The 19,698-nt window shown below is 61.6% G+C and carries 20 protein-coding genes; 5 read left to right on the forward strand and 15 right to left on the reverse strand.

Features of this window, described 5'->3' with window-relative positions:
* Positions 1-128: 128 nt before the first annotated feature.
* The 9 genes from ACF8FG_RS04155 to ACF8FG_RS04195 all read right to left on the reverse strand — a co-directional run bounded on the left by ACF8FG_RS04155 (position 129) and on the right by ACF8FG_RS04195 (position 6,576).
* A complete protein-coding gene (locus tag ACF8FG_RS04155; RefSeq protein WP_318080656.1) occupies positions 129-728 on the reverse strand; it encodes a hypothetical protein in 600 nt (199 codons plus the stop codon).
* Positions 728-1,426: a hypothetical protein gene (locus ACF8FG_RS04160; protein WP_004574211.1), complete on the reverse strand. Its 699-nt coding sequence runs from the start codon at positions 1,424-1,426 to the stop codon at positions 728-730. The genes ACF8FG_RS04155 and ACF8FG_RS04160 overlap by 1 nt, the downstream gene beginning before the upstream one ends.
* Positions 1,427-1,520: 94 nt before the next feature.
* Positions 1,521-2,282 carry a phosphate ABC transporter ATP-binding protein PstB gene (gene pstB / locus ACF8FG_RS04165; protein WP_017148287.1) on the reverse strand — a complete coding sequence of 254 codons (762 nt, stop codon included), beginning with the start codon at positions 2,280-2,282 and terminating at the stop codon, positions 1,521-1,523.
* A 74-nt stretch (positions 2,283-2,356) separates the two neighbouring features.
* Positions 2,357-3,250, reverse strand: coding sequence for a phosphate ABC transporter permease PstA (pstA, locus tag ACF8FG_RS04170; RefSeq protein WP_014591397.1), 894 nt, complete (start codon positions 3,248-3,250; stop codon positions 2,357-2,359).
* Positions 3,247-4,215 carry a phosphate ABC transporter permease subunit PstC gene (gene pstC, locus ACF8FG_RS04175; protein ID WP_004574212.1) on the reverse strand — a complete coding sequence of 323 codons (969 nt, stop codon included), beginning with the start codon at positions 4,213-4,215 and terminating at the stop codon, positions 3,247-3,249. Before pstC ends, pstA begins: the two co-directional genes overlap by 4 nt.
* A 70-nt stretch (positions 4,216-4,285) precedes the next feature.
* Positions 4,286-5,317: a phosphate ABC transporter substrate-binding protein PstS gene (gene pstS / locus ACF8FG_RS04180; RefSeq protein ID WP_003254123.1), complete on the reverse strand. Its 1,032-nt coding sequence runs from the start codon at positions 5,315-5,317 to the stop codon at positions 4,286-4,288.
* A 217-nt stretch (positions 5,318-5,534) separates the two neighbouring features.
* On the reverse strand, positions 5,535-5,768 hold the full coding sequence (locus ACF8FG_RS04185; RefSeq protein WP_014591399.1) for a hypothetical protein: 234 nt from the start codon (positions 5,766-5,768) through the stop codon (positions 5,535-5,537).
* Between the two features lie 71 nt (positions 5,769-5,839).
* Positions 5,840-6,265 carry an MAPEG family protein gene (locus ACF8FG_RS04190; RefSeq protein WP_019439087.1) on the reverse strand — a complete coding sequence of 142 codons (426 nt, stop codon included), beginning with the start codon at positions 6,263-6,265 and terminating at the stop codon, positions 5,840-5,842.
* The gene (locus ACF8FG_RS04195) at positions 6,262-6,576 is read right to left on the reverse strand and encodes a hypothetical protein (RefSeq protein ID WP_014591401.1); all 315 of its coding nucleotides are present in this window, start codon (positions 6,574-6,576) and stop codon (positions 6,262-6,264) included. Before ACF8FG_RS04195 ends, ACF8FG_RS04190 begins: the two co-directional genes overlap by 4 nt.
* A 106-nt stretch (positions 6,577-6,682) precedes the next feature.
* Between ACF8FG_RS04195 and ACF8FG_RS04200 the strand changes: the two genes are divergently transcribed.
* On the forward strand, positions 6,683-7,501 hold the full coding sequence (locus ACF8FG_RS04200; RefSeq protein ID WP_003254128.1) for a helix-turn-helix domain-containing protein: 819 nt from the start codon (positions 6,683-6,685) through the stop codon (positions 7,499-7,501).
* Here ACF8FG_RS04200 and ACF8FG_RS04205 read toward each other — a convergent pair.
* From ACF8FG_RS04205 to ACF8FG_RS04215, 3 genes are all read right to left on the reverse strand, one after another.
* Positions 7,491-8,276 carry a 2-keto-4-pentenoate hydratase gene (locus ACF8FG_RS04205; protein ID WP_014591402.1) on the reverse strand — a complete coding sequence of 262 codons (786 nt, stop codon included), beginning with the start codon at positions 8,274-8,276 and terminating at the stop codon, positions 7,491-7,493. The genes ACF8FG_RS04200 and ACF8FG_RS04205 overlap by 11 nt on opposite strands.
* A gap of 138 nt (positions 8,277-8,414) precedes the next feature.
* The gene (locus ACF8FG_RS04210) at positions 8,415-9,758 is read right to left on the reverse strand and encodes an MFS transporter (protein ID WP_119713887.1); all 1,344 of its coding nucleotides are present in this window, start codon (positions 9,756-9,758) and stop codon (positions 8,415-8,417) included.
* 44 nt (positions 9,759-9,802) lie between these two features.
* Positions 9,803-10,945: an iron-containing alcohol dehydrogenase gene (locus tag ACF8FG_RS04215; protein WP_070383823.1), complete on the reverse strand. Its 1,143-nt coding sequence runs from the start codon at positions 10,943-10,945 to the stop codon at positions 9,803-9,805.
* A gap of 142 nt (positions 10,946-11,087) precedes the next feature.
* Between ACF8FG_RS04215 and ACF8FG_RS04220 the strand changes: the two genes are divergently transcribed.
* Both ACF8FG_RS04220 and ACF8FG_RS04225 read left to right on the forward strand, forming a co-directional pair.
* Entirely contained in the window at positions 11,088-12,029 is a 942-nt protein-coding gene (locus tag ACF8FG_RS04220; protein ID WP_318080655.1) for a LysR family transcriptional regulator, read from the forward strand.
* A gap of 289 nt (positions 12,030-12,318) precedes the next feature.
* Complete coding sequence (locus ACF8FG_RS04225) at positions 12,319-13,194, forward strand: universal stress protein (RefSeq protein WP_076402935.1); 876 nt, start codon at positions 12,319-12,321, stop codon at positions 13,192-13,194.
* Positions 13,195-13,253: 59 nt separating this feature from the next.
* Here the strand turns inward: ACF8FG_RS04225 and ACF8FG_RS04230 are convergent, their stop codons facing one another.
* The gene (locus ACF8FG_RS04230; protein WP_014591406.1) at positions 13,254-14,108 is read right to left on the reverse strand and encodes a helix-turn-helix transcriptional regulator; all 855 of its coding nucleotides are present in this window, start codon (positions 14,106-14,108) and stop codon (positions 13,254-13,256) included.
* 151 nt (positions 14,109-14,259) lie between these two features.
* Here ACF8FG_RS04230 and ACF8FG_RS04235 point away from each other — a divergent pair, with 151 nt between their 5' ends.
* Positions 14,260-14,814, forward strand: a complete 555-nt coding sequence (locus tag ACF8FG_RS04235; protein WP_041167019.1) for a GNAT family N-acetyltransferase — start codon at positions 14,260-14,262, stop codon at positions 14,812-14,814.
* Between the two features lie 293 nt (positions 14,815-15,107).
* Positions 15,108-16,334: an MFS transporter gene (locus ACF8FG_RS04240; RefSeq protein ID WP_014591408.1), complete on the forward strand. Its 1,227-nt coding sequence runs from the start codon at positions 15,108-15,110 to the stop codon at positions 16,332-16,334.
* A gap of 105 nt (positions 16,335-16,439) precedes the next feature.
* Here ACF8FG_RS04240 and ACF8FG_RS04245 read toward each other — a convergent pair whose 3' ends face one another.
* Positions 16,440-16,817, reverse strand: coding sequence for a DUF2493 domain-containing protein (locus ACF8FG_RS04245; protein WP_014591409.1), 378 nt, complete (start codon positions 16,815-16,817; stop codon positions 16,440-16,442).
* Between the two features lie 21 nt (positions 16,818-16,838).
* Positions 16,839-19,553: a magnesium-translocating P-type ATPase gene (gene mgtA, locus ACF8FG_RS04250; RefSeq protein WP_014591410.1), complete on the reverse strand. Its 2,715-nt coding sequence runs from the start codon at positions 19,551-19,553 to the stop codon at positions 16,839-16,841.
* Positions 19,554-19,698: the final 145 nt, after the last annotated feature.

Here is a 19,698-nt window from a genome sequence, read left to right on the forward strand (position 1 = left end):
AGCTTAAAACTGTCCAACTTTTGGGGGGCAGTCCAATTTCAGGATCCACGACCCCTGTGGGAGCGGGCGAGCCCGCGAAGGGCTGCAAAGCAGCCCCAATTACATTGTCTGAGCGGAATCTCCTGGCTTCAGGAAGCCAGTGCCTGCGAACGCTGGCAAGCGGGCATTTCATAACGGTGCGGTTGCTGCCAGGCCAGCCGTGCCTGCACATCCACCACCGCGTCCTTCACCTTCTGCGCCCAGTGCTCATCCTTCGGACACACCACCACCACGCGGAAACCGTGGTCGACACCTTCCAGGCGCACACCTTCGGAATCATCTACGTGCAGATCGATATCAAAAGCCGAAGGCAGCTTGGAGGGTGAGTTTTCCAGCCCTCGCTGGGCCAGGATGTGCTGGTGCCGATCGCTGTTGACCACGCCATCGACATGAATGCCGTAAAGCATCAGCCAGCGGCGGATGTAAGCCGGGGTACGCCCCGAGGAGGTGTAGATCCAGATGCTGCAGCCCTGGCGGCGCAGGTCGCGGATCAGTTCGCGGCTGCCGCTGCGCAGGGGCTCACCCAGCCAGCGATGGACGAACCCCGGCAGCTTGCTGTCCTCGGCGGCGGCGTGTTCGGGCAGGCAGGCCAACGTGTCGTCGATATCGAACGAAATGCGTACCTGGCCACGCTTGAGCTTGCGCTCGATAGCTTGCCGCCCTCGTACGAACAGGGATGAACCTTGCATCAGCGGCTCCCCTCGCAGGCAGGCACGGGCGTGCCGTTCAGGAAGAACTTGCCGGGCTCAGGCGCCTTCGCTTCCAGGAACGCGGCGTACTTTTTCTTGATCTTGGGGAGCTCGTACAAAGCCTTGACACCGTGTTTGGCGGAGTTGCGTATGACCGAGGACGGGTTGAAGTAACCCTCGGCGTTGTCCAGCGACAGCACGAATGGCGGCAGACCGGCACGCATCAGCAAATAGCTGACAATAAGCGAACCCGTGCGATTGTTGCCTTCGATGAACAGCTGCGGCTTGCTGAGAATCCGTACATACACACCCGCTGCCCGCTTCCAGATGGAATCGCTGCGGTACGCGCAGTACCAGTTGTACAAATCCTTGATGCCACCTTCCACGTTGTTGAAAAAGTGCGCTTCGGTTGCCGCAAGGTGCGGGGCGAATTCCAGGCGACGGGCCGGATCGCTACCGCATAGCACGGTGGCATTGATTTCCAGCATCAGGTTCAGCTGTTGCAGGTCGAACAGGTCGATACCGCGAGCGACATAGTCGTCAATCAGCGCATAGCCTTCAACCACATTCAGCAGCACCTCGTCGGTAAACGGGTCCCGCGGCTCGGTGAAATGCTGGCTGAGTTCGGCAAAACGGCCCTGCACCTCGCGCAGTGCGCGCTCTACCGCTGACAGATCAAGACGACGCGTCGCTCGCATTGGTAATCCCGGGTAACACTTTAACGGAAGGTAACGCGGCCGGGTGTTGCAACCTTCCTGGCTGCAACACCCGCCCACCTTGGGCTTGCAGGGCTCAGCTGAACTTGCCGCTGATGTAGTCGCTGGTCAGCTGCTCGCGCGGGTTCTGGAAAATCTGCGCGGTTGGGCCCATCTCGACCAGGTAGCCGGTGCGCGTGCCCTGGGAAATATCCACCGAGAAGAACGCGGTGGTGTCGGCCACACGAATCGCCTGCTGCATGTTATGGGTCACCAGGGCGATGGTGTAGTCCTTTTTCAGCTCGACCATCAGCTCTTCCACGCGGCGGGTGGCAATCGGGTCGAGTGCCGAGCAGGGCTCGTCCAGCAAAAGCACTTCCGGCTCGGTGGCGATCGCACGGGCGATGCACAGGCGCTGCTGCTGGCCACCGGACAGCGACAGCCCGCTGACCTTGAGCTTGTCCTTCACTTCGTCCCACAGCGCGGCGCCTTGCAAGGCGTGCTTCACGCGATCGCCCAAGTCGCCTTTGTAGCGGTTCAGGCGCAGGCCGAAGGCCACATTGTCGAAGATGCTCATCGAGAACGGGTTGGGCTGCTGGAACACCATGCCGATATAGCGGCGCACTACAACAGGGTCGACGCCCTTGCCGTAGACATCCTGCCCAAGAAAGTGCACATGGCCTTCGAAGCGGAAGCCCTTCACCAAGTCATTCATACGGTTCAAGCTACGCAGCACGGTACTCTTGCCGCAGCCCGACGGGCCGATGAAACCGGTGATCTCGTTTTTCCTGATCGGCACATGGCTGTCACGCACGGCCATGAAGTTACCGTAGAAAATCTTGTCGAGCTTGCAGTCCATGACGATGGGGGCTTCGCTGACCAGGGGAGCGGCTCTTTGCGCAGTGGATACGTTCAAGTTGGATGCTCCCTTTCTCAATACTTGGGCTTGCCGAAGACTCGGCTCAGAATGTTGATTACCAGCACGATCATTACCAGCACCAGCGAGGCCGCCCAGGCGAGCTCAAGCTGGTTGTCGAACGGCATGCCGGAGAAGTTGTAGATAAGGACGGCGAGCGAGGCCGTAGGGTTCATGACCTCCAGGCTGCCGTCATGGTAGATCCAGTAGTTGCTGAACAACGCGGTGAACAGCAGTGGCGCGGTTTCGCCAGCGGCGCGGGCCACGGCAAGCATGACGCCGGTGAGGATGGCCGGCAGGCCGGTAGGCAGCACGATCTTCCAGATGACCTGGGCGCGGGTGCAACCCATGCCGTAGGCAGCGTCCTTCATGATCTTGGGCACCATCTTCATCGACTCTTCGGCGGTCAGCACCACAATCGGCAGCATCAGCACCGCCAGGGCCACGCCGCCTGCCGGTGCCGAGTAGGTACCGGTGGTCATCACCACCAGGGCGTAGGCGAACACCCCGGCCAGGATCGATGGCAGGCCAGTGAGCATCTTGGCGGCAAAGCGCGCAGCGTTGGCCAGCTTGCTGTCGGGGCCGAGCTCGGCCAGGAACACCGCTGCCAAAATACCGACCGGAACGGCGATGGCGGCGGCAATGCCGACCATCACGAAGGTACCGGCCATGGCGTTGCCGAAGCCGCCGCCCATTTCGAAACCGGTAGGTGGCAGTTCGGTGAACACTTCCAGGTTGAGCCGTGCGCCACCGCGGGTGATCAGCATGTACAGCACGGAAATCAGCGGCACGCTGGCCACCAGTGCCGCGAACCAGGCCAGCGTGGTCAGGATCAGGCTGCGCAGGGCACGGCCTTCCAGCTTGCGCTGCAGGCTGGGCAACGCGGCTACAGGGGTCGTCAGGTCAGTCATTGTTTGTTACCACGCTGGGCGTAGAGCATGATCATCGAGCCGAGAACGTTCACCAGCAGGGTGATGAACATCAGTACCAGTGCCGCGTACATCAGCACTTCGACCTCGTTCGGGCCGGCTTCCGGGAAGTTCAGCGCCAGCAGCGCCGCCAGGGTGTTGGCCGGTGCGAACAAGGACAGGGAAATGGTGTTGGCGTTGCCGACCAGCATGGCCAGCGCCATGGTTTCACCGAGTGCACGGCCCAGGCCCAGCACCAGCGAACCGAAGATGCCGGTAGCCGCCGAGGGCACCATCACCTTGAGGATGGCTTCCCAGTGGGTGGTACCCATGCCGTAGGCAGCCTGCTTGGTTTTCATCGGTACGCTGGTCAGCGCATCCTGGGAAACCGCAGCGATGGTCGGCAGGATCATGATCGCCAGCACCAGCGCCGCAGGCAGCAGGCCTGGGCCACTCAGGGAGGTGCCGAAAAACGGGATCCAGCCCAGCTCGCTGTTCAGCCAGGCGGTCAACGGGCGAATCGCCGGGATGACCACATAGATGCCCCACAGGCCGTACACCACGCTGGGGATGGCGGCGAGCAACTCGACGATGGTGCGAAACACCGCGGCAAGCTTGGCCGGAAGGAAATCCTGGGTCAGGAAAATGGCCATGCTGACGCCGAAGAAACCGGCGATCAACAGGGCGATCAAGGCGCTGTACAGCGTACCCCAGATCGCTGGCAGAATACCGTACTTGCCTTGGTTAACGTCCCAGACGCTGCCGAACAACACGTCAAAACCGTGCTTTTCAATGCCGGGCAGCGCCTTGCGGCCCACTTCGTAGACCAGCGCGAAGACCAGCGCCAGTACCAGCACCACGCCAATGCGCGCAAGCGCACGGAAGGTGCGATCGACCAGAAAGTCTTTCGCAGACGGTGGCTGGCACGCGGAGTCGGGGTTATCCGGTATGGCAAAAGGTGTGTTCATTGGCGAGTTCCGGGACAAGGGACAAACACCCCCGGCACGGCTTCATGCCGATACCGGGAGCGCCTGGGTATTACTGGATGTTGGCGGACGCTTTACGCACCTGGTCTACTACCGACGGCGGTAGCGGGATGTAACCCATCGAGTCGGCGATGGTCTGGCCTTTGGTCAGGCTGTACTCGACCATTTCACGCATGGCCTTGGCTTTTTCCGGGTTGCCGTTGTCCTTGCGGAAAATCATCCAGGTATAGGAAGTGATCGGGTAGGACTTGGCACCGTCCGGGTCAGGCAGCCAGGCCACCAGGTTTTCCGGCATGTTCACCGCAGCCAGTGCTTCGGCACCGCTCTCGGCATTCGGCACGACGTATTGGCCGGCCTTGTTCTGCAACATGGCGAAGTCGACCTTGGCCAGCTTGGCGAAGCCGTACTCGATGTAGCCGATGGCGCCCGGGGTCTGGCGGACGGTGGCGGTTACGCCGTCGTTCTTCGGCGACTTGATGAACTTGTCGGTGGCCGGCCAGTTGACGGTATTGCCTTCACCCAGCCCTTGCTTGAAGTCAGCGTTGATGGCCGACAGGTGCTTGGTGAAGACGGCAGTGGTGCCGCTGGAGTCGGCACGCACAACCACGGTGATCGGGGTGGCAGGCAGCTTCAGGTCTGGGTTGGCCGCCGCGATTTGCGGGTCGTTCCACTGGGTGATCTTGCCGAGGAAGATATTGGAGTAGACGTCGCGCGGCAGCTTCAGCCCTTTAGGGTTGCCCGGCAGGTTGTAAGCCAGGACGATTTCACCGGCGGTCATTGGCAGCAACTGCACGCCTTCGCCAACCTTGGCAATGTCTGCTTCGCTCATGGCCGAGTCGCTGGCGGCGAAGTCGACGGTCTTGTTCAGGAAGTCCTGAACGCCCGCGCCGCTGCCCTTGGACTGGTAATCGACGGTGACCCCAGCCGTGTTCTTGCTGAAGTCCTTGAACCAGGTCAGGTAGATCGGTGCAGGGAAGCTGGCGCCCGAACCGGTCAACCGAACGTTTTCTGCAGCAAAGGCTGCCGAGGTGGCGCAAAGGGAAACGGCAACGGCGAGTGCAGCAGACTTCATCAGGCGTTTCATCAAAATGTGCTCCATGTGATGGCCGGCACACTTTGCATCAGCTGTGTTACAACTTTGTGACTATTGAATGGCAGGCCGCGCGGTAGAGCTTATTGACTGTGCCATCAGGCGCCGAGCCGGAACCCTGGAACGGCTCCAGTCTCGACGCTAACGCTTGAATGTGTCGATAGACCATGCAATGCGGCACCGGGAACAGGAACCTGGCCCCTGCAGGCGATCAACCGATGCCGGCGAGACCTGTATCACCGGCATCCGCACAGCGGTTGCGGCATGCACATTCGAACTCAGCCTGGGCACGGGTGGAAAAGTTCAGGCTCAGACGCATCTTGTCCTGGGTGTCGTAGAGGTCGTAACCCTCCCCCAGTGCGGCAGGAAAGCCAAGCCGCCGAGGATAAGCCTCTTTCTTGAGTGGCACTGCGGGAACCACAACGAAGCGTGTCTGCATGATCATCCCCTTCGGCAGTGCTTAAGTATTAGTACTGCTATGTGAAAGCATCAAGATGACTCATGCAATATTTTGGTTCAGCCGCCTATTCTCGCGGTGATGAGTGAGCAGAATCCCAGCAGGCAAATGACCCCGATGCCATAGAACAACGTTCTCCAGGGCTGCAAACCCCGCAGGTAGGCCAGCGTGTGCAGGACCCTTGCAACCGTGAACACCACACTCAGCCACAGCACCGGTAGCGTGGCGGCTTCCAGCGCAACAGCCAGCCCGCCGAGGGCAAAGAACATGGGAATGTTCTCCAGGTCGTTGGCCCAAACCTTGGCAGCACGTATCACCTGCGGGCGTTCTGCGGCCTGGGCGATGCGCCTGAACACGGCAGCGTCCTCCGGGTTGGTGAACGCGACGAAGCGCAAGCGGTGATAGCCCTGATAGCAGGAAACCAGGAACATCTTGAGGAACAGCAGCACCACACACAGCGCATAAACCTGCAAGGCACTGCTCATGGCTGGCGCCCCTCGGCAACGCCTCTGGTCACCAGGTACAGCAACGGCCCCAGCGAAACGAACACGACGGTCAGCAGCAGGTAAGGCAGCACCGCGATCCCGGCTCTGCCGCGCATGCGGTTGTCTCTCACCATCCAGCAACCGGCCAGCCCGGCCATCAGGTACAGGTCGATGACCACCTGGGCCGTGTCCGCCTGCGCCAGCAGTGCCAGCCCGAATGCCAGCAGCGATTGCTCGGCAATCAGCATGGTCCAGCCGGTATACAGCGAAAACAGCACCAGTATTGCCAGCGCGCAGATACGCAAGCCCATATAGCTCTCCTTGATAGGGTTTGCCGGCACAGTAGTGATAGGGTTGCTTGCACTCAATGACCCGTGAGGTCATGGACATTGCACTCAAGGACGATCAGGGCAACGCATGAATCAGCATCTGTTCCATCGCAGCACCCCTGCCCCGCACATCTCAGCGGGCCAGCATCTTCGCGAACTGCGCCGTCAGGCCAACCTCAGCCAGCTGGAACTGGCGCTGCTGACGGGGCTGTCGCAGCGTCATCTGAGCTGTGTGGAAACAGGACGCGCAAAGGCCAGCCCAGGCACGTTGCATGCCCTGCTCTCAGCCCTGGATGCGCCGCTGGAGCGGTGCAACGAAGTGTTCGTTGCTGCAGGATACGCGCCCCGCTACGCCGCCACGCCGCTCGATGCGCCTGAACTGGCCTTGGTGAATACTGCCATCGAGCATATTCTGCAGGTGAACAACCCCGCTCCGGCGATCGTCATCGATAGCCACTGGGACGTCATCGCCGCCAACGCCAGTACCGGGCTGCTGTTGGCGATGGCCGGTGTCAGCGCACAGCCGGCAACCGGCCTCAACCTGCTACAGACACTGCTGTGCCCCGGTGGCCTGGGTGATCACCTGGTCAACGCGCCGGAAATCCGCGCTGCAGCCTGGCAACGTGCATCCCGGGAGGCCGCAGGCAATCCGGCACTGGCAGCGCGCTTGCGCGACTTGCCGGCCCCGGCAAGCCCGTGCCAGATGACGACAGCCACCCCTCTGCTGCTGACCCGCGTGAACACCCCATATGGTGAGCTACGGTTCCTGTCCACGTTCACCACCTTTGGCATGCCGCAGGATGTCACCGTGCAGTCACTGCGCATCGAACACCTGATCCCCGCCGACCCTCAGACCCGGCAAAGAATGCAGGCAGCGTTCGAGCAATGGTCGGCCGTTACAGCGTAAACGTCAGGGTCTGGCCAAGGAACCTGGCGCTGACCTCGTGGCCTGTTTCATGCAGGTCGAACGGCTGGCACATGGCCCCGGTGGTCACGACATCCCCGGCCTTCAGGGTCTGGCCACGCTCGGCAGCGTGCGCGTACAGGTGAGCCAGCGACACCAGCGGGTCGGTGGCCGCATCGCCAGACAAGCCACCGGCGCGCCGTTGACCATCCACATGCACCTCGGTGGTTTCGGCCAGGTCAGCGAGCAACGGCACATTTATACCAGCGCCCAGGCTATTGCCGACCACCAATGCTTCAAACCCCACGTTGTCAGCCACAAAACTTGGCCAGCCGACAGCCTTGCGGTCGACAAAGCGCGAACGCACCACTTCAAAGGTGACGCACGTGGCGCGAATATCCTCACTCACCGGTACGCGCCCGGCTTGCGGAGGAATATCCCGGTCCAGCACGAAGGCAATTTCGCATTCGATGGTCACCGGCGTAACCGCTGGCAGCTTGATATGTGCGCCATCGGCATGGCAACGCCCCGCTTCCAGTTGGCCAATCAAGGGCCGCGACAACTTGCCTGCACGCATGCCAGCTGGGCTGCCGACGCCCAGCTTCCACCCGGCGCGCTGGCCTGCGGCAGCAGCAAACAACTGGTCCTGGCTGTCATAGCCTTGTTTCAACGTCTCGGGCTTGAGGCTGGCGGGCAGTTCCGTCAGCAGGTCACCGCTGCGCCAGTGTTGCAGTAGCAAGGCTGCAGTGCGTTGGTGTACGAAGAGCGAACGGTTCATCAAGACCTCATTGAGATAGGCGATGGCAGGTAACAGATGCTATGGCCTGAAATTGATAATGATAAATATATTGTCATGATGCCCATCATCACAAATTGTTATTGAACTGCCTGATGAAATCCGCCTGCAGGTGCATGCTCAGCGATCAGTGGAAACCGGCTGCTTCAACAACAACACATAAGCCATCGCAGCAACCGCGGCCACGGCGGCACTGATCAGGAATGCCGAAGCGAAGGACCCGGTCTGCTGAATGCTGAACCCGGTCACGATGGGCGCCACAGAGCCTGCCAGGTAGCCGCCGAAGTTCTGGATCGAGCCAAACGAGGCCACACGCTGGCTATCGACCACGGTGTTGGCGATCATCCATGCGGTAGAGCTGGCCATGTTCACGCTGAACAGCGCGCAACACAGCAGCGCCACGCTGAGCAGGAAGCCGCTACCGAACGACAGGGGAACGGTGAATGCGGCCGCCGCGAGCAACGCAGTCACTACAACCCGCTTGCGGCTACCCAGCACACTGGCACCGTTCTTCACCAGGCGGTCGCAGATGCGGCCCGCGACAATGGTGCCCAACGCGCCGAACACATAGGCCAGCGAAACCACCCAGGCTGTCTGGTACAGGCTCAAGCCATGCTCGCGCTCGAAGTAGCCCGGCAGCCAGGTCAGGTGCAGCCACAACATGTAGATCACCCCCATGAAGCCCAGTACTGCGCCCCAGGTGCTCTTGTGGCGGAACAGCTCGGCCCACGCCGCCAGTTGTGCCTGCACACTGGGCCTGGCGCTTGCCACCGCCTGTTTATGCGCCTGGGCCGCCAGCAGCTGCTCACGCTCCTCGGCAGGCAGTTCGGCCAGGTACTGCGCCTTGCTTTTGTAGAAGGCGAACCAGCAGGCGGCAACCAGAATGCCGAACACTCCGGTGACGATGAACATGCCGCGCCAACCCCAGGTGATCATCAGCAGCGTCAGCAACGGCGGCGCCAGACACGGCCCGATGCAGGTCGATGACAGCACGATGCCGGTCGGCGTACCCCGCTTCTCGGCCTCGAACCACTCCGCCAGCGCCTTGGCCGCCGACGGGAACATCGGCGCCTCGCCAATTCCCAGCACCACCCTGAGCCCGATGAATGCAGAAAAACTGTTGATCAGGCCAGAAGCCGTCTGTGCCACCGACCAGCCCAGCAGGGCCGCCCCCAGCGAAATCTTGCTGCCCAGGCGGTCGATGATCATGCCCAAGGGCAGTTGCGAAAAGGCATACGCCAGGGAAAACGCCGACAGCAGAATGCCCATCTGTGACGGCGTGATGCCCATGTCGCGCTGGATGGACGTATTGGCAATCGACAGCGCACTGCGGTCGACGTAGTTGATGATGCCGATCACCAGCAACAGGCTGACGGTGATGACCTGGTACTTTCTGAACGGGTTCGAGCTGGCGACCGCTTCAGGTTCGCGGGCAAGCCCGGGTTGCGCATACTTGGTATTCATGGGCGTTCACTTTTGTTGTTATTGGTTGAACAGCAGGTAACGGCTTACATGGACGCTTCAAGCAGCCACTGGTAATCCTCGGCAGAGGCCTCACGTGGGTTGGTGCGGTGGCTGTGATCAGCCAACGCGCCCTGGACGATGCGCGGGAACAGGTCCGGGCTGACATCCAGTTCGCCAAGGCCGGTCGGCAGGCCCAGACTACGGGTCATGTCGCGAATGGCATCTTCGATCTGGCTGTCATCGGCCAGCCCCATCGCCTGAGCGATGCGTTGCATCTTGTGTTCACTCACCACCGTTTCGGCCGTGCGGTTGAAGCGGATGACGGCAGGCAGGAAGATCGCATTGAGGGTGCCGTGGTGCAGGCGTGGGTTGATCCCGCCCAACGCGTGGCTAAGGCTGTGCACGCAGCCCAGGCCTTTCTGGAAGGCCAGCGCCCCTTGCAGCGATGCGCTCATCATGTTGATGCGCCCGTCCAGGTTGCCCGGCGCGCGGGTGGCTCGTTCGATGAAGCGCCAGGCCCGCCACAGGCCGTCCAGGGCAATGCCGTCGGCAGGCGGGTTGAACGCCGGTGCCATGAAGGTTTCCAGGCAGTGGGCAATCGCGTCCATGCCGGTGGCAGCCGTGAGTTGTGCCGGCAGCCCGAGCGTCAGTGCCGGGTCACAGATGGCGGCCTTGGGCACCACATGGGGCGAGATCACCCCCACCTTGCGCCCGTCGTCGAGTATCAGGATGGCACCGCGCCCGACCTCGCTCCCCGTGCCGGCCGTGGTCGGCACCGCAATCACCGGCGCGGTTGCCGAGGTGATTCGGGCCAGGCCGCCCTCGATCACCGCAAAACCCTTCAACGGGCCGTCGTGCCGGGCGCACACGGCCACCCCCTTGGCCAGGTCGATCGCCGAGCCACCGCCAATGGCGATGATGCCATCACAGCCATATGCCTTGAACATGGCCACAGCCTCACGCACGGCATGCTCGTTGGGGTTGGGTGGCGTACCGTCGTAGATCGGCAGTTGTGCCGTGTCGCTGGCGAAGGTGTTCAACGCCGTATCGACGATACCGGCGGCACGCACGCCACGGTCGGTCACGATCAAAGGCCTGGTTATACCAATGCGCTCACATTCGGCAGGCAGGCATGCAATGGCACCGATATCGAATTGGATCTGGGTGATGTAGTTGATCAGGGACATAAGGCTTGGCAGGCTCCTGGCTTTATTATTCTGGGCGTTTCAGCCGCACTGGATGCGACACTGTGCAGCGCCAGTATAGGAATGCGCGGCTGGCCATGGTATTGAGAACAATCCATATCGGTATAACCAGGACGAATACCAGATGACCCCATCGCTCAATTCGATCATGTCCCGCCTGCACGCCCGCCATCTGCGCTTGTTGATCGAGTTGGACGAGCACCGCTCGCTGCTCGGTGCAGCAAGCAGCGTCGGGCTTACCCAGCCTGGTGCCAGCAAGGCCTTGCAGGAAATCGAAACCACCTTCGGCACTGTGCTGTTCAACCGCACCAACCGAGGCCTGGAGCCCACGGCCGCCGGACACTGCGCCATCCGCTACGCACGCCTGTTGCAGACCGATATCGCCAACCTGCGGCACGATCTGGATGCAATCCTGCGTGGGGTCGGCGGCCGGCTGGCTGTGGGGGCGATCATGGGGGCGGTGCCGTTGCTGATGAAGGCGGTGTCACAGCTGGCCAGCATCCAGCCGCAGATGTCGTTCGAAATCATCGAAGACACCAGCCAGTCGCTGCTGACCCAGATCGAGAGCGGCCGCCTGGACATCGCCCTGTGCCGCACCAGTGTCAGCAATACGCCGCAGCTGTTCGCCAGCACCTTTGTCCAGGATGAGACACTGGCGGTCATCGCCAACCTCGACCACCCGCTCAAGCATGCGCCAAGCCTGATCCTTGCCGACCTGGCCGAGAGCCGCTGGATCGTCTACCGGGCCAACATGCCCATGCGCGTGCAACTGGAGCGCGAATTTCACGATGCCGGGCTGCGCTTCCCGCTGCACCTGGTTGAAACCACTTCGATCCTGGCGACCTTGTCGCTGTTGCAAAACCGTCCTGACTTCGTTGCGCTGGTGTCGATCGACGTGGCCCAGCAATGTGCAATGAATCAACAGGTCAGCATACTGCCCTTGAGCATGGGCTCGGTCAGCGACCCCTACGAGTTGGTTACCCGTAAAGGCAGCCAGGCAACACCGGCCATGGACACGCTCACCGAACTGCTGCTGTTGCAGGGCCGACAGCGCTGCGACAGTTAATGCGGTTTCATGGCAGAAGCCACTGGGAAATCCGGGCTGAGAGGCTGAGGTTCAAGACAGTAATGAGGCAGCCCGCCAGCCCTGGGTAATCAGCCTTGCAGCTACACCGCAGTGCTGTTGGCGGCATGACGTGCCGCTACACCTGCACGCCATTGACCCAGATCAAGCCCTCGCGCCGGGTTCGCGCGACGATGGCTGCACGCAAGGAATGACTCAAGCACCGCCAGGCGCACAGTGCTCAAGGTTTACCGCTTGATCGCTGTGCGCGGCCTTGGCCAAGGAGCCCCACATGAACCCGATGAAACACATACTGGTTGCCACCGACCTTTCCCCACATGCCCGCAACGCCGCTGAGCGCGCTGCCTACCTGAGCGAGGCGCAACAGGCCTCGCTGGACCTGCTCTACGTTGCCAACCCGGCACCCTTCGAGCGCCTCAAACAGTTGGTGACGCCTGATGACGATCTGTTGAAACGCGTACTGGATAGCGCAGGCGAGAAAACCCACGCACTGGCAGCGCTGCTGTTCCAGCGTTACGGTATCTCCGCTGGCGTGCAGGTCGCCAGCGGCTCGGTGATCACGGAGATCAACCGGGTGGTGCAGGACAAGCACAGCGACCTGCTGGTGTGTGGGGCCAGGGGCCAGAGCGTGGCACGGCGCCTGCTGCTGGGCTCGACCGTGCAGAAACTGCTCAACCGCATGCCCTGCCCTTTGCTAGTGGTCAAGCCGGCCCCTCGTGATGCCTACCGCACCGTGCTGGTGCCAGTCGATTTTTCGTCCGTTTCACTGCGCACCATCGAATTGGCCAAGGCCATTGCACCGCAAGCACAGATCATTCTGCTGCATGTGTACGAAGCCCCGTTCGAAGCCAGCGTGCGCTTCGCCCATCTCGACCACGACACCCTCACCCACTACCGCAATGTCATCCGCAAGGATGCACAAGTACAGCTCGCGGCGCTGAGTGAGGCTGCCGGCCTGGCCGATGCACGGCAGATCCTTGTGCACGGTGACCCTGGCTGGCGCATTGCAGAGCAGGAACAGGAGCTGGAGTGCGACCTGATCGTGGTCGGCAAGCAGGGGGCAAGCGCGCTGGAGGAACTGCTGGTGGGCAGCGTCACCAAGCATGTACTGAGCGAATCGCAGTGTGATGTGCTGGTCTCGCCATAGCATACCGTGCCTGCCGAGCACGCTGATAAGCGCCCTCGGCAGGCGCCGCTGTGCAAGCGTCAGCCCTGCCCTTGCACGTTCTGCGCTTGCCTGCGGTAGCTGGAAAGCGAAAAACCGGTCTGACGCTTGAAATAGCGGCACAGGTAAGACGCGTCGGCAAAATTGAGCGCATCGGCAATTTGCCCGACAGCGTGATTACTGTAGGAAAGCAGTGCCTTGATTTCCAAGGTCACCTGCCGATCGATCAAACCTTTCGGGCTGGCATTGAAATACACCTTTGTCAGTTGCGACAGATAGAACGGGGTGATGTTAAGCGCGTCGGCATAGAACTTAACCTCGCGCTGCCGGGTGCTGTGTTTGCCTACCAGCTCCCAGAATCGCCAACTCAGCGCTTCCTTGCGGCTGAACGCCCTGCCTGCTGTCGGTAACACGGGAAGCTGCTCGGCAATCTTCAGGAAAAGGTTCTGTAGCTGGTTGCGCAGCATGATGTGCTGATAAGTGGCACAGCACCGCACAATATCGCGCATCTGCCTCAGCCACCCTTCCAGCAGCGGCCTCTCGCTTTCGGCAAGTACACAGTGCGGATGGTCGTGCAGAAAGACGAACAATGAATTGGGCAGTGGGTAGGCGACCTCGGCAGCAAGTGCTTGCGGTATCAGGCAGAAAAACACCTTGAAACGCCGTGAGCGACATTTGAGCAAGGCTATGGTGTCTTCGGCCAGCACCAGCACATCTGCGCGCCTGACAGCATGCTCTTTGAAGTTCAGCGTGAAACGGGCAGCCCCGGACAGGCACACAAGCAGTGTCAGATAGGCATGACCGAACGACAGTGGCGCCCCCTGCCCGTCGGCAAGCGTGCTTTCACCTGTCTGGATCGGATCACCAGCCGCGTAAAGTTTCGGAATGTGATGCATCGCACTCGGTACCACCGCCAGATAGAGCCAACAGCCTAACATCAAGCACCCGTGCAGTTTCGAAAAGTACCGATAATGCCAAGGTAGTGACGTTTACCGCGTGGCCAGTCGGCCATACGCTGGCCCAACGGACCAGACAGGAGTACAGGACATGAAATTGGAAACCGAACGTTTGCTGCTTCGCCCTTGGCTGGAGAGCGACGCTGCTGATTTGTACGAATATGCCAAGGACGAGCGCGTCGGCCCCGCTGCGGGCTGGCCTGTGCACACCAGTGTGGAGCACAGCCGCGAGGTCATTCGCGAAGTGTTCAACCACCCCGAAGTGTACGCCCTTGAGCTCAAGCAGAATCAACGTGTCGTAGGCTGTGTCGGCCTGCTGACTGGCAGTAACAGCAACTTCGAGATCAGTGAACAGGAAGGTGAAATTTCCTACTGGATCGGGGTTCCCTACTGGGGCAAAGGCCTGGTTCCGGAGGCTGTGCGGGAAGTCATGCGCCACGCCTTCGAAACCCTGAAACTGCAGGCACTGTGGTGTGGCTACTACACTGACAACAGCCAGTCACAGGCTGCCCAGGCGAAGTGTGGCTTCCGTCATCATCACACCGAAGAAAACAAGCACAACCGCTTCCTCGACGACTATCGTACTGAGCACATCAGCCGCATCACCTACCAGCAGTGGGTGGAGGGTGAGCAACCGCATAACTAGCCGACGGCGACGCCCGTACGGTGCGTTCGATCACTCGCTGGGCACACCCGGTATACGACGCAGGAAAGAGAAGCTGACGCTGCAGGCTGCAAATTGCCATGGCCTGCACCGGTGCGGCACCGGTAGGGCGTAGTCGCTGCCAGCGCGCTCTCCACAGGGCGTTTCATCGATTGCACTGATGATTACTATCGAGCGGCCTGCCTGTCGGCCTGGCACGGCCGCCTCTACAATCCCCTGCAAATCCCCCCGCTCCTGCGCCTGCTACAGGCGAGATCCCTCATGGAACCTAACCCATGCCAAGCAACAGCCAGGCCCCTCGCGGCCTTCCCGAACACAGCCAACAAAGCGTGACCCAGCAATGGCTGGCAATCCTCTCGGTAGCCGTGGGTGCTTTCGCCCTGGTCACCAGTGAGTTCCTCCCGGTGGGGGTGCTGAACGATGTAGCCAGCGACCTTGGCATCAGTGCAGGCCTTGCAGGCCTGATGGTGACCCTGCCAGGGATCATGGCTGCGTTAGCCGCCCCGTTGATTTCCGTAGGCGTCGGCGCGCTGGACCGGCGCTACCTGCTGATCGGCCTGACGCTGATCATGATCATCGCCAACGCCATCGTGGCCTACGCCGGCGACTTCAACCTGCTGTTGGTCGGCCGTGTGCTACTGGGTATCAGTATCGGCGGCTTCTGGGCGACAGCCATCGCCCTCAGCGGCCGCCTGGCACCTGACGGGATGGGCGTAGCCAAAGCCAACTCCATCATCATGGCGGGCGTAACCCTGGCGACGGTAGTGGGCGTGCCTGTCGGCACCTGGCTGAGTGGCCTGATGGGCTGGCGCATGACGTTCCTGGTCACTGCACTGGTAGGCGTACCGGTGCTGCTGGCACAGGTCTTCCTGCTGCCGCGGCTGATGCCGGAAAAGGCCATTCGCATCCGCGACCTGCCGGCGTTGTTCATCAACCCGCAAGCACGGGTCGGTTTGATCGCCGTGTTGCTGATCGGCCTGGCGCACTTTGCTGCGTACACCTATGTCGCACCGTTCTTCAAACAGAATGCCGGCTTTGACGGGCCTACGATCGGTTCATTGTTGCTGCTGTATGGCGTGGCCGGCTTCATGGGCAACATCTTCGCCGGCTTTGCTGCCAACCGCAGCGTGCGGCATACCCTGATGCTGGTCGCGCTCATGATCGCTATCAGCACCGCCCTGTTCCCGCACTTCGCCACCGGCATGACGGGTGCCGCCATGCTGATCGCACTGTGGGGCTTTGCCTTCGGTGCGTTCCCGGCATGTGCCAATATCTGGATGTTTGTCGTGGCGCCCAAGGATGTCGAACGTGGCATGCCGCTGTTCGTGGCCATGTTCCAGGTGATCATTGCCGTGGGCTCGTTCTTCGGCGGGCAAGTCGTGGACCATATGGGCACTGCGGTGCTGCTGAGCCTGGCCACGGCGCTGGTGGGCTGTGGCTTTGTCACCGTGCTGGTGCTGGGGCGCAACGTCAGTAACGATCTGGCGGCGCAGCCAGGCTAAGCAGCCGCCCAGGGCGGCTGCTCAAAGCGTGGGGCCGTGAAACCGAGGCGCCTGCTTCGCGGGCAAGCCCGCTCCCACAGGTACCGTAGGCTCCAGGCGCTTGCATTAGCTGCAATCGCCCCGCTCGGGATGGCGCGGTTGCCTGGCGCACATCACCTGAACCTCGGCGCCACGGGCCCTGGCCAGCAGCTCCTCGGTGTCATCGCCACCGGGCAAGGCAAGCAACAGGTCAGGGCGGCTGTCATTGAGCATGAACAGGTTGCGCAAGCGTTCGGCCTGCTTGCCGTGCAGCTGCCAGTTTGGCGGGTAACGCACCAGATCGGCGCCATGCTCGCGCGCCCAGCTTTCGATTTCCCCTCCAAGGAACTGGCTGCCACCGTGGATCAACACCCGGATCGGCCGCTGGCGCTGGACGTCGTCCAAGGCCTGGCGGCAACGCCGGGTGTCGGCGTAGTTGCGTCCTGCACAAATCAATACTCGCATGGTCTGCTCTCCTTGCATCGCTCAGAACCACTGGCCGAAACGGCGGATATAGAGGGTCTTCATGGCCTGGGCGACCACGCAGTAGCCCAGCAGGGTGGCGGCCAGCCAAGGGAAGTACTCCCACGGCAGCGGCACCAGGCCAACCATCGCGCCCACCGGGGAGAACGGGATGTAGATACCCAATGCCATGACCAGCCCCGTTGCCAATACCACCGGCAATGCGGCGGTGCTCTGGAAGAACGGTACCTTGCGAGTGCGCAGCATGTGCACTACCAGCGTCTGTGACAGCAAGCCCTCGATGAACCAGCCAGACTGGAACAGCGCCTGCATTTCGACGCTGTTGGCGGCGAACACGTACCACATCAGGGCGAACGTGGTGATGTCGAAGATCGACGACGTAGGACCTATCCACAACATGAAGCGGCCGATGTTGCGGGCATCCCATTTGCGTGGCTTGCTGAGGAACGCCTTGTCCATGCGGTCCCAGGGCAGCGACAGCTGGGAAAAGTCATACATCAGGTTTTGCAGCAACAAGTGGATCGCCAGCATCGGCAGGAACGGAATGAACGCACTGGCCACCAGGACCGAGAACACGTTGCCGAAATTGGAACTGGCAGTCATGCACAGGTATTTCATGATGTTGCCGAAGGTTTCGCGGCCTTTGAGCACGCCCTCCTCGAGCACCATCAGGCTCTTTTCCAGCAAAATGATATCGGCCGATTCCTTGGCGATGTCGGTGCCGCTGTCCACCGAGATACCAACGTCAGCATCGCGCAGGGCGGCGGCGTCGTTGATGCCGTCGCCAAGGAAGCCCACGGTGTGACCATTGGCCTGCAGGGCCTTGAGCACCCGTGATTTCTGCAGCGGGGTGAGCTTGGCGAAGACGGTGCGCTCCTCCACCTGAAGCTTCAGGGTGGTGTCGTCCATGCCCTCGATGTCCTGGCCGAGCAAGGGCTGGCCTGGCGCCAGGCCCACTTCACGGCAGACCTTGGACGTGACCACCGGGTTGTCGCCGGTCAGTACCTTTACCTGCACGCCCATGTCGCGCAAGGCGGCGATGGCCGGGCCGGCGGTTTCCTTGGGCGGGTCGAGGAAGGTCAGCAAGCCCTGGATGACCAGATCGCGCTCATCTTCGGTGTGATACTGCGCCTTGCCTTCGGCCGCCGGGATCTCCCGGGTGGCAACCACCAGCACGCGGAAGCCGTCCTGGTTGAAGGCATCGACACTGGCCATCAACTGCTGGCGGCGGCACGGATCGAGGGCAAGGACCTTGTCGCCTTCCTGCACATGGGTGGCGATGGCGAGCATTTCCTCGACCGCCCCTTTGCTTACCAGCAGGTGATCGCCCAAGGCATTCTTCACCACCACTGACAGGCGGCGGCGGATGAAGTCGAACGGCAGTTCGTCGACCTTTGCGTAGGCGGAAGGCGCCTGGAACTGGCGGTCCTGGCCGGCGAAATGCAGCACGGCCTGGTCCATCAGGTTGCGGATGCCGCTTTGGTGATGGCTGTTGAGCCAGGCCAGCTCGAGGATGTGCTTGTCGGTTTGGCCGTCGAAGCGCACATGGTGCTCGAGGATGATCCGGTCCTGGGTGAGCGTGCCGGTCTTGTCGGTGCACAGTACATCCATGGAGCCCAGGTTCTGGATGGCGTTCAGGCGTTTGACCACCACCTTGCGCCGAGCCATGGCCACGGCGCCCTTGGCCAGGTTGGCGCTGACGATCATCGGCAGCATTTCCGGGGTCAGGCCCACTGCCACGGCAAGCGCGAAGAGGAAGGCATCACCCCAGTCGCCTTTCACCACACCGTTGATCATGAACACCACCGGCACCATCACCAGCATGAAGCGGATCAGCAGGCTACTGACGCTGTTCACGCCGCGGTCAAAAGCGGTCTGGCTGCGCGAACCGGCAATGGCCTTGGCCAGCGAGCCAAAATAGGTGCGTCGGCCGGTCGCCACCACCACGGCGCGGGCGCGGCCACTGACCACATTGGTACCCATGAAGCAGATGTTCGGCAACTCGAGCAGGTTGTCCTGATGTGCGCCATGCTCGGCGGCCGACTTCTGCGCGACATTACCCAAGGTGTCGTACTTTTCGACCGGCAACGCTTCGCCGGTAAGCACGGCCTGGCTGATAAACAGGTCGCGCGCTTCGAGCAGGCGGATATCGGCGGGAATCATGTCACCTGCAGAAAGCTGCACGATGTCGCCGGCCACCAGTTCGTCCATGGGCACTTCGCGCAGGCGCGGGGCTTGCCCGATCTGCTCGCGGCGCAACACGGTGGCAGTAGTGCGCACCATTGCCTTGAGCGCGTCGGCAGCCTTGTTCGAGCGGTACTCCTGCCAGAAGCGCAGCAGGCTGCTGAGGCTGACCATGGTCATGATGATGATGACCTTGGTCAGGTCGGCGTCGTCTGCTTCTCCTGCACTGACCGGCAGCCAGTAGTCGGTGACGAAGCTGATCCCGGCCAGGGTCAGCAGTACATAGATGAACGGGTTGTTCAGGGCCTTGAGCAGCTGCACCAGGGCGTGGGGTTGCGGGTCGTGGGCAACCTGGTTGGCCCCATCGCGCGCCAGGCGCTTGGCTGCTTCGTGCTCGGTCAGGCCCTGTTCGCTGGCATCGAGGTTGGCGAGGGTGACCGCCAGGCCATTGCGCGCTTCACGGGCGGCGCGGGTGGACAGGCGGGTTTCGCGTTCGGCCTTGGCCGATGAGGTGTTACGGTGTTTGACAGTCATGTTGCTGTGCTCCTGCCGCTGCGGCGGCACGACACACAGACGTTTCACTCAGGCGGTGAACGAAGGCATGTCGGGTCGCTGAATAATGCTGGTTCTTTCCGACAGTTGTCTGTCCGCTGCCGAGAGTCGGAAGTTGTTTCGGCAG

The organism is Pseudomonas sp. YQ_6 (assembly GCF_043103245.1).
GTDB classification, from domain to species: Bacteria; Pseudomonadota; Gammaproteobacteria; order Pseudomonadales; family Pseudomonadaceae; genus Aquipseudomonas; species Aquipseudomonas alloputida.

Excerpts from the sequence above, each read along its gene's own strand:
- pstA (WP_014591397.1), bottom strand. The coding sequence starts at position 3,250 with ATGACTGACCTGACGACCCCTGTAGCCGCGTTGCCCAGCCTGCAGCGC.
- ACF8FG_RS04195 (WP_014591401.1), bottom strand. The coding sequence starts at position 6,576 with ATGGGCTTGCGTATCTGCGCGCTGGCAATACTGGTGCTGTTTTCGCTG.
- ACF8FG_RS04205 (WP_014591402.1), bottom strand. The coding sequence starts at position 8,276 with ATGAACCGTTCGCTCTTCGTACACCAACGCACTGCAGCCTTGCTACTG.
- ACF8FG_RS04235 (WP_041167019.1), top strand. The coding sequence starts at position 14,260 with ATGAAATTGGAAACCGAACGTTTGCTGCTTCGCCCTTGGCTGGAGAGC.
- ACF8FG_RS04225 (WP_076402935.1), top strand. The coding sequence starts at position 12,319 with ATGAACCCGATGAAACACATACTGGTTGCCACCGACCTTTCCCCACAT.
- ACF8FG_RS04160 (WP_004574211.1), bottom strand. The coding sequence starts at position 1,426 with ATGCGAGCGACGCGTCGTCTTGATCTGTCAGCGGTAGAGCGCGCACTG.
- ACF8FG_RS04215 (WP_070383823.1), bottom strand. The coding sequence starts at position 10,945 with ATGTCCCTGATCAACTACATCACCCAGATCCAATTCGATATCGGTGCC.
- ACF8FG_RS04245 (WP_014591409.1), bottom strand. The coding sequence starts at position 16,817 with ATGCGAGTATTGATTTGTGCAGGACGCAACTACGCCGACACCCGGCGT.
- ACF8FG_RS04210 (WP_119713887.1), bottom strand. The coding sequence starts at position 9,758 with ATGAATACCAAGTATGCGCAACCCGGGCTTGCCCGCGAACCTGAAGCG.
- ACF8FG_RS04240 (WP_014591408.1), top strand. The coding sequence starts at position 15,108 with ATGCCAAGCAACAGCCAGGCCCCTCGCGGCCTTCCCGAACACAGCCAA.
- ACF8FG_RS04185 (WP_014591399.1), bottom strand. The coding sequence starts at position 5,768 with ATGATCATGCAGACACGCTTCGTTGTGGTTCCCGCAGTGCCACTCAAG.
- pstC (WP_004574212.1), bottom strand. The coding sequence starts at position 4,215 with ATGAACACACCTTTTGCCATACCGGATAACCCCGACTCCGCGTGCCAG.
- pstS (WP_003254123.1), bottom strand. The coding sequence starts at position 5,317 with ATGAAACGCCTGATGAAGTCTGCTGCACTCGCCGTTGCCGTTTCCCTT.
- ACF8FG_RS04220 (WP_318080655.1), top strand. The coding sequence starts at position 11,088 with ATGACCCCATCGCTCAATTCGATCATGTCCCGCCTGCACGCCCGCCAT.
- ACF8FG_RS04190 (WP_019439087.1), bottom strand. The coding sequence starts at position 6,265 with ATGAGCAGTGCCTTGCAGGTTTATGCGCTGTGTGTGGTGCTGCTGTTC.
- ACF8FG_RS04155 (WP_318080656.1), bottom strand. The coding sequence starts at position 728 with ATGCAAGGTTCATCCCTGTTCGTACGAGGGCGGCAAGCTATCGAGCGC.
- ACF8FG_RS04200 (WP_003254128.1), top strand. The coding sequence starts at position 6,683 with ATGAATCAGCATCTGTTCCATCGCAGCACCCCTGCCCCGCACATCTCA.
- mgtA (WP_014591410.1), bottom strand. The coding sequence starts at position 19,553 with ATGACTGTCAAACACCGTAACACCTCATCGGCCAAGGCCGAACGCGAA.
- ACF8FG_RS04230 (WP_014591406.1), bottom strand. The coding sequence starts at position 14,108 with ATGCATCACATTCCGAAACTTTACGCGGCTGGTGATCCGATCCAGACA.
- pstB (WP_017148287.1), bottom strand. The coding sequence starts at position 2,282 with ATGGACTGCAAGCTCGACAAGATTTTCTACGGTAACTTCATGGCCGTG.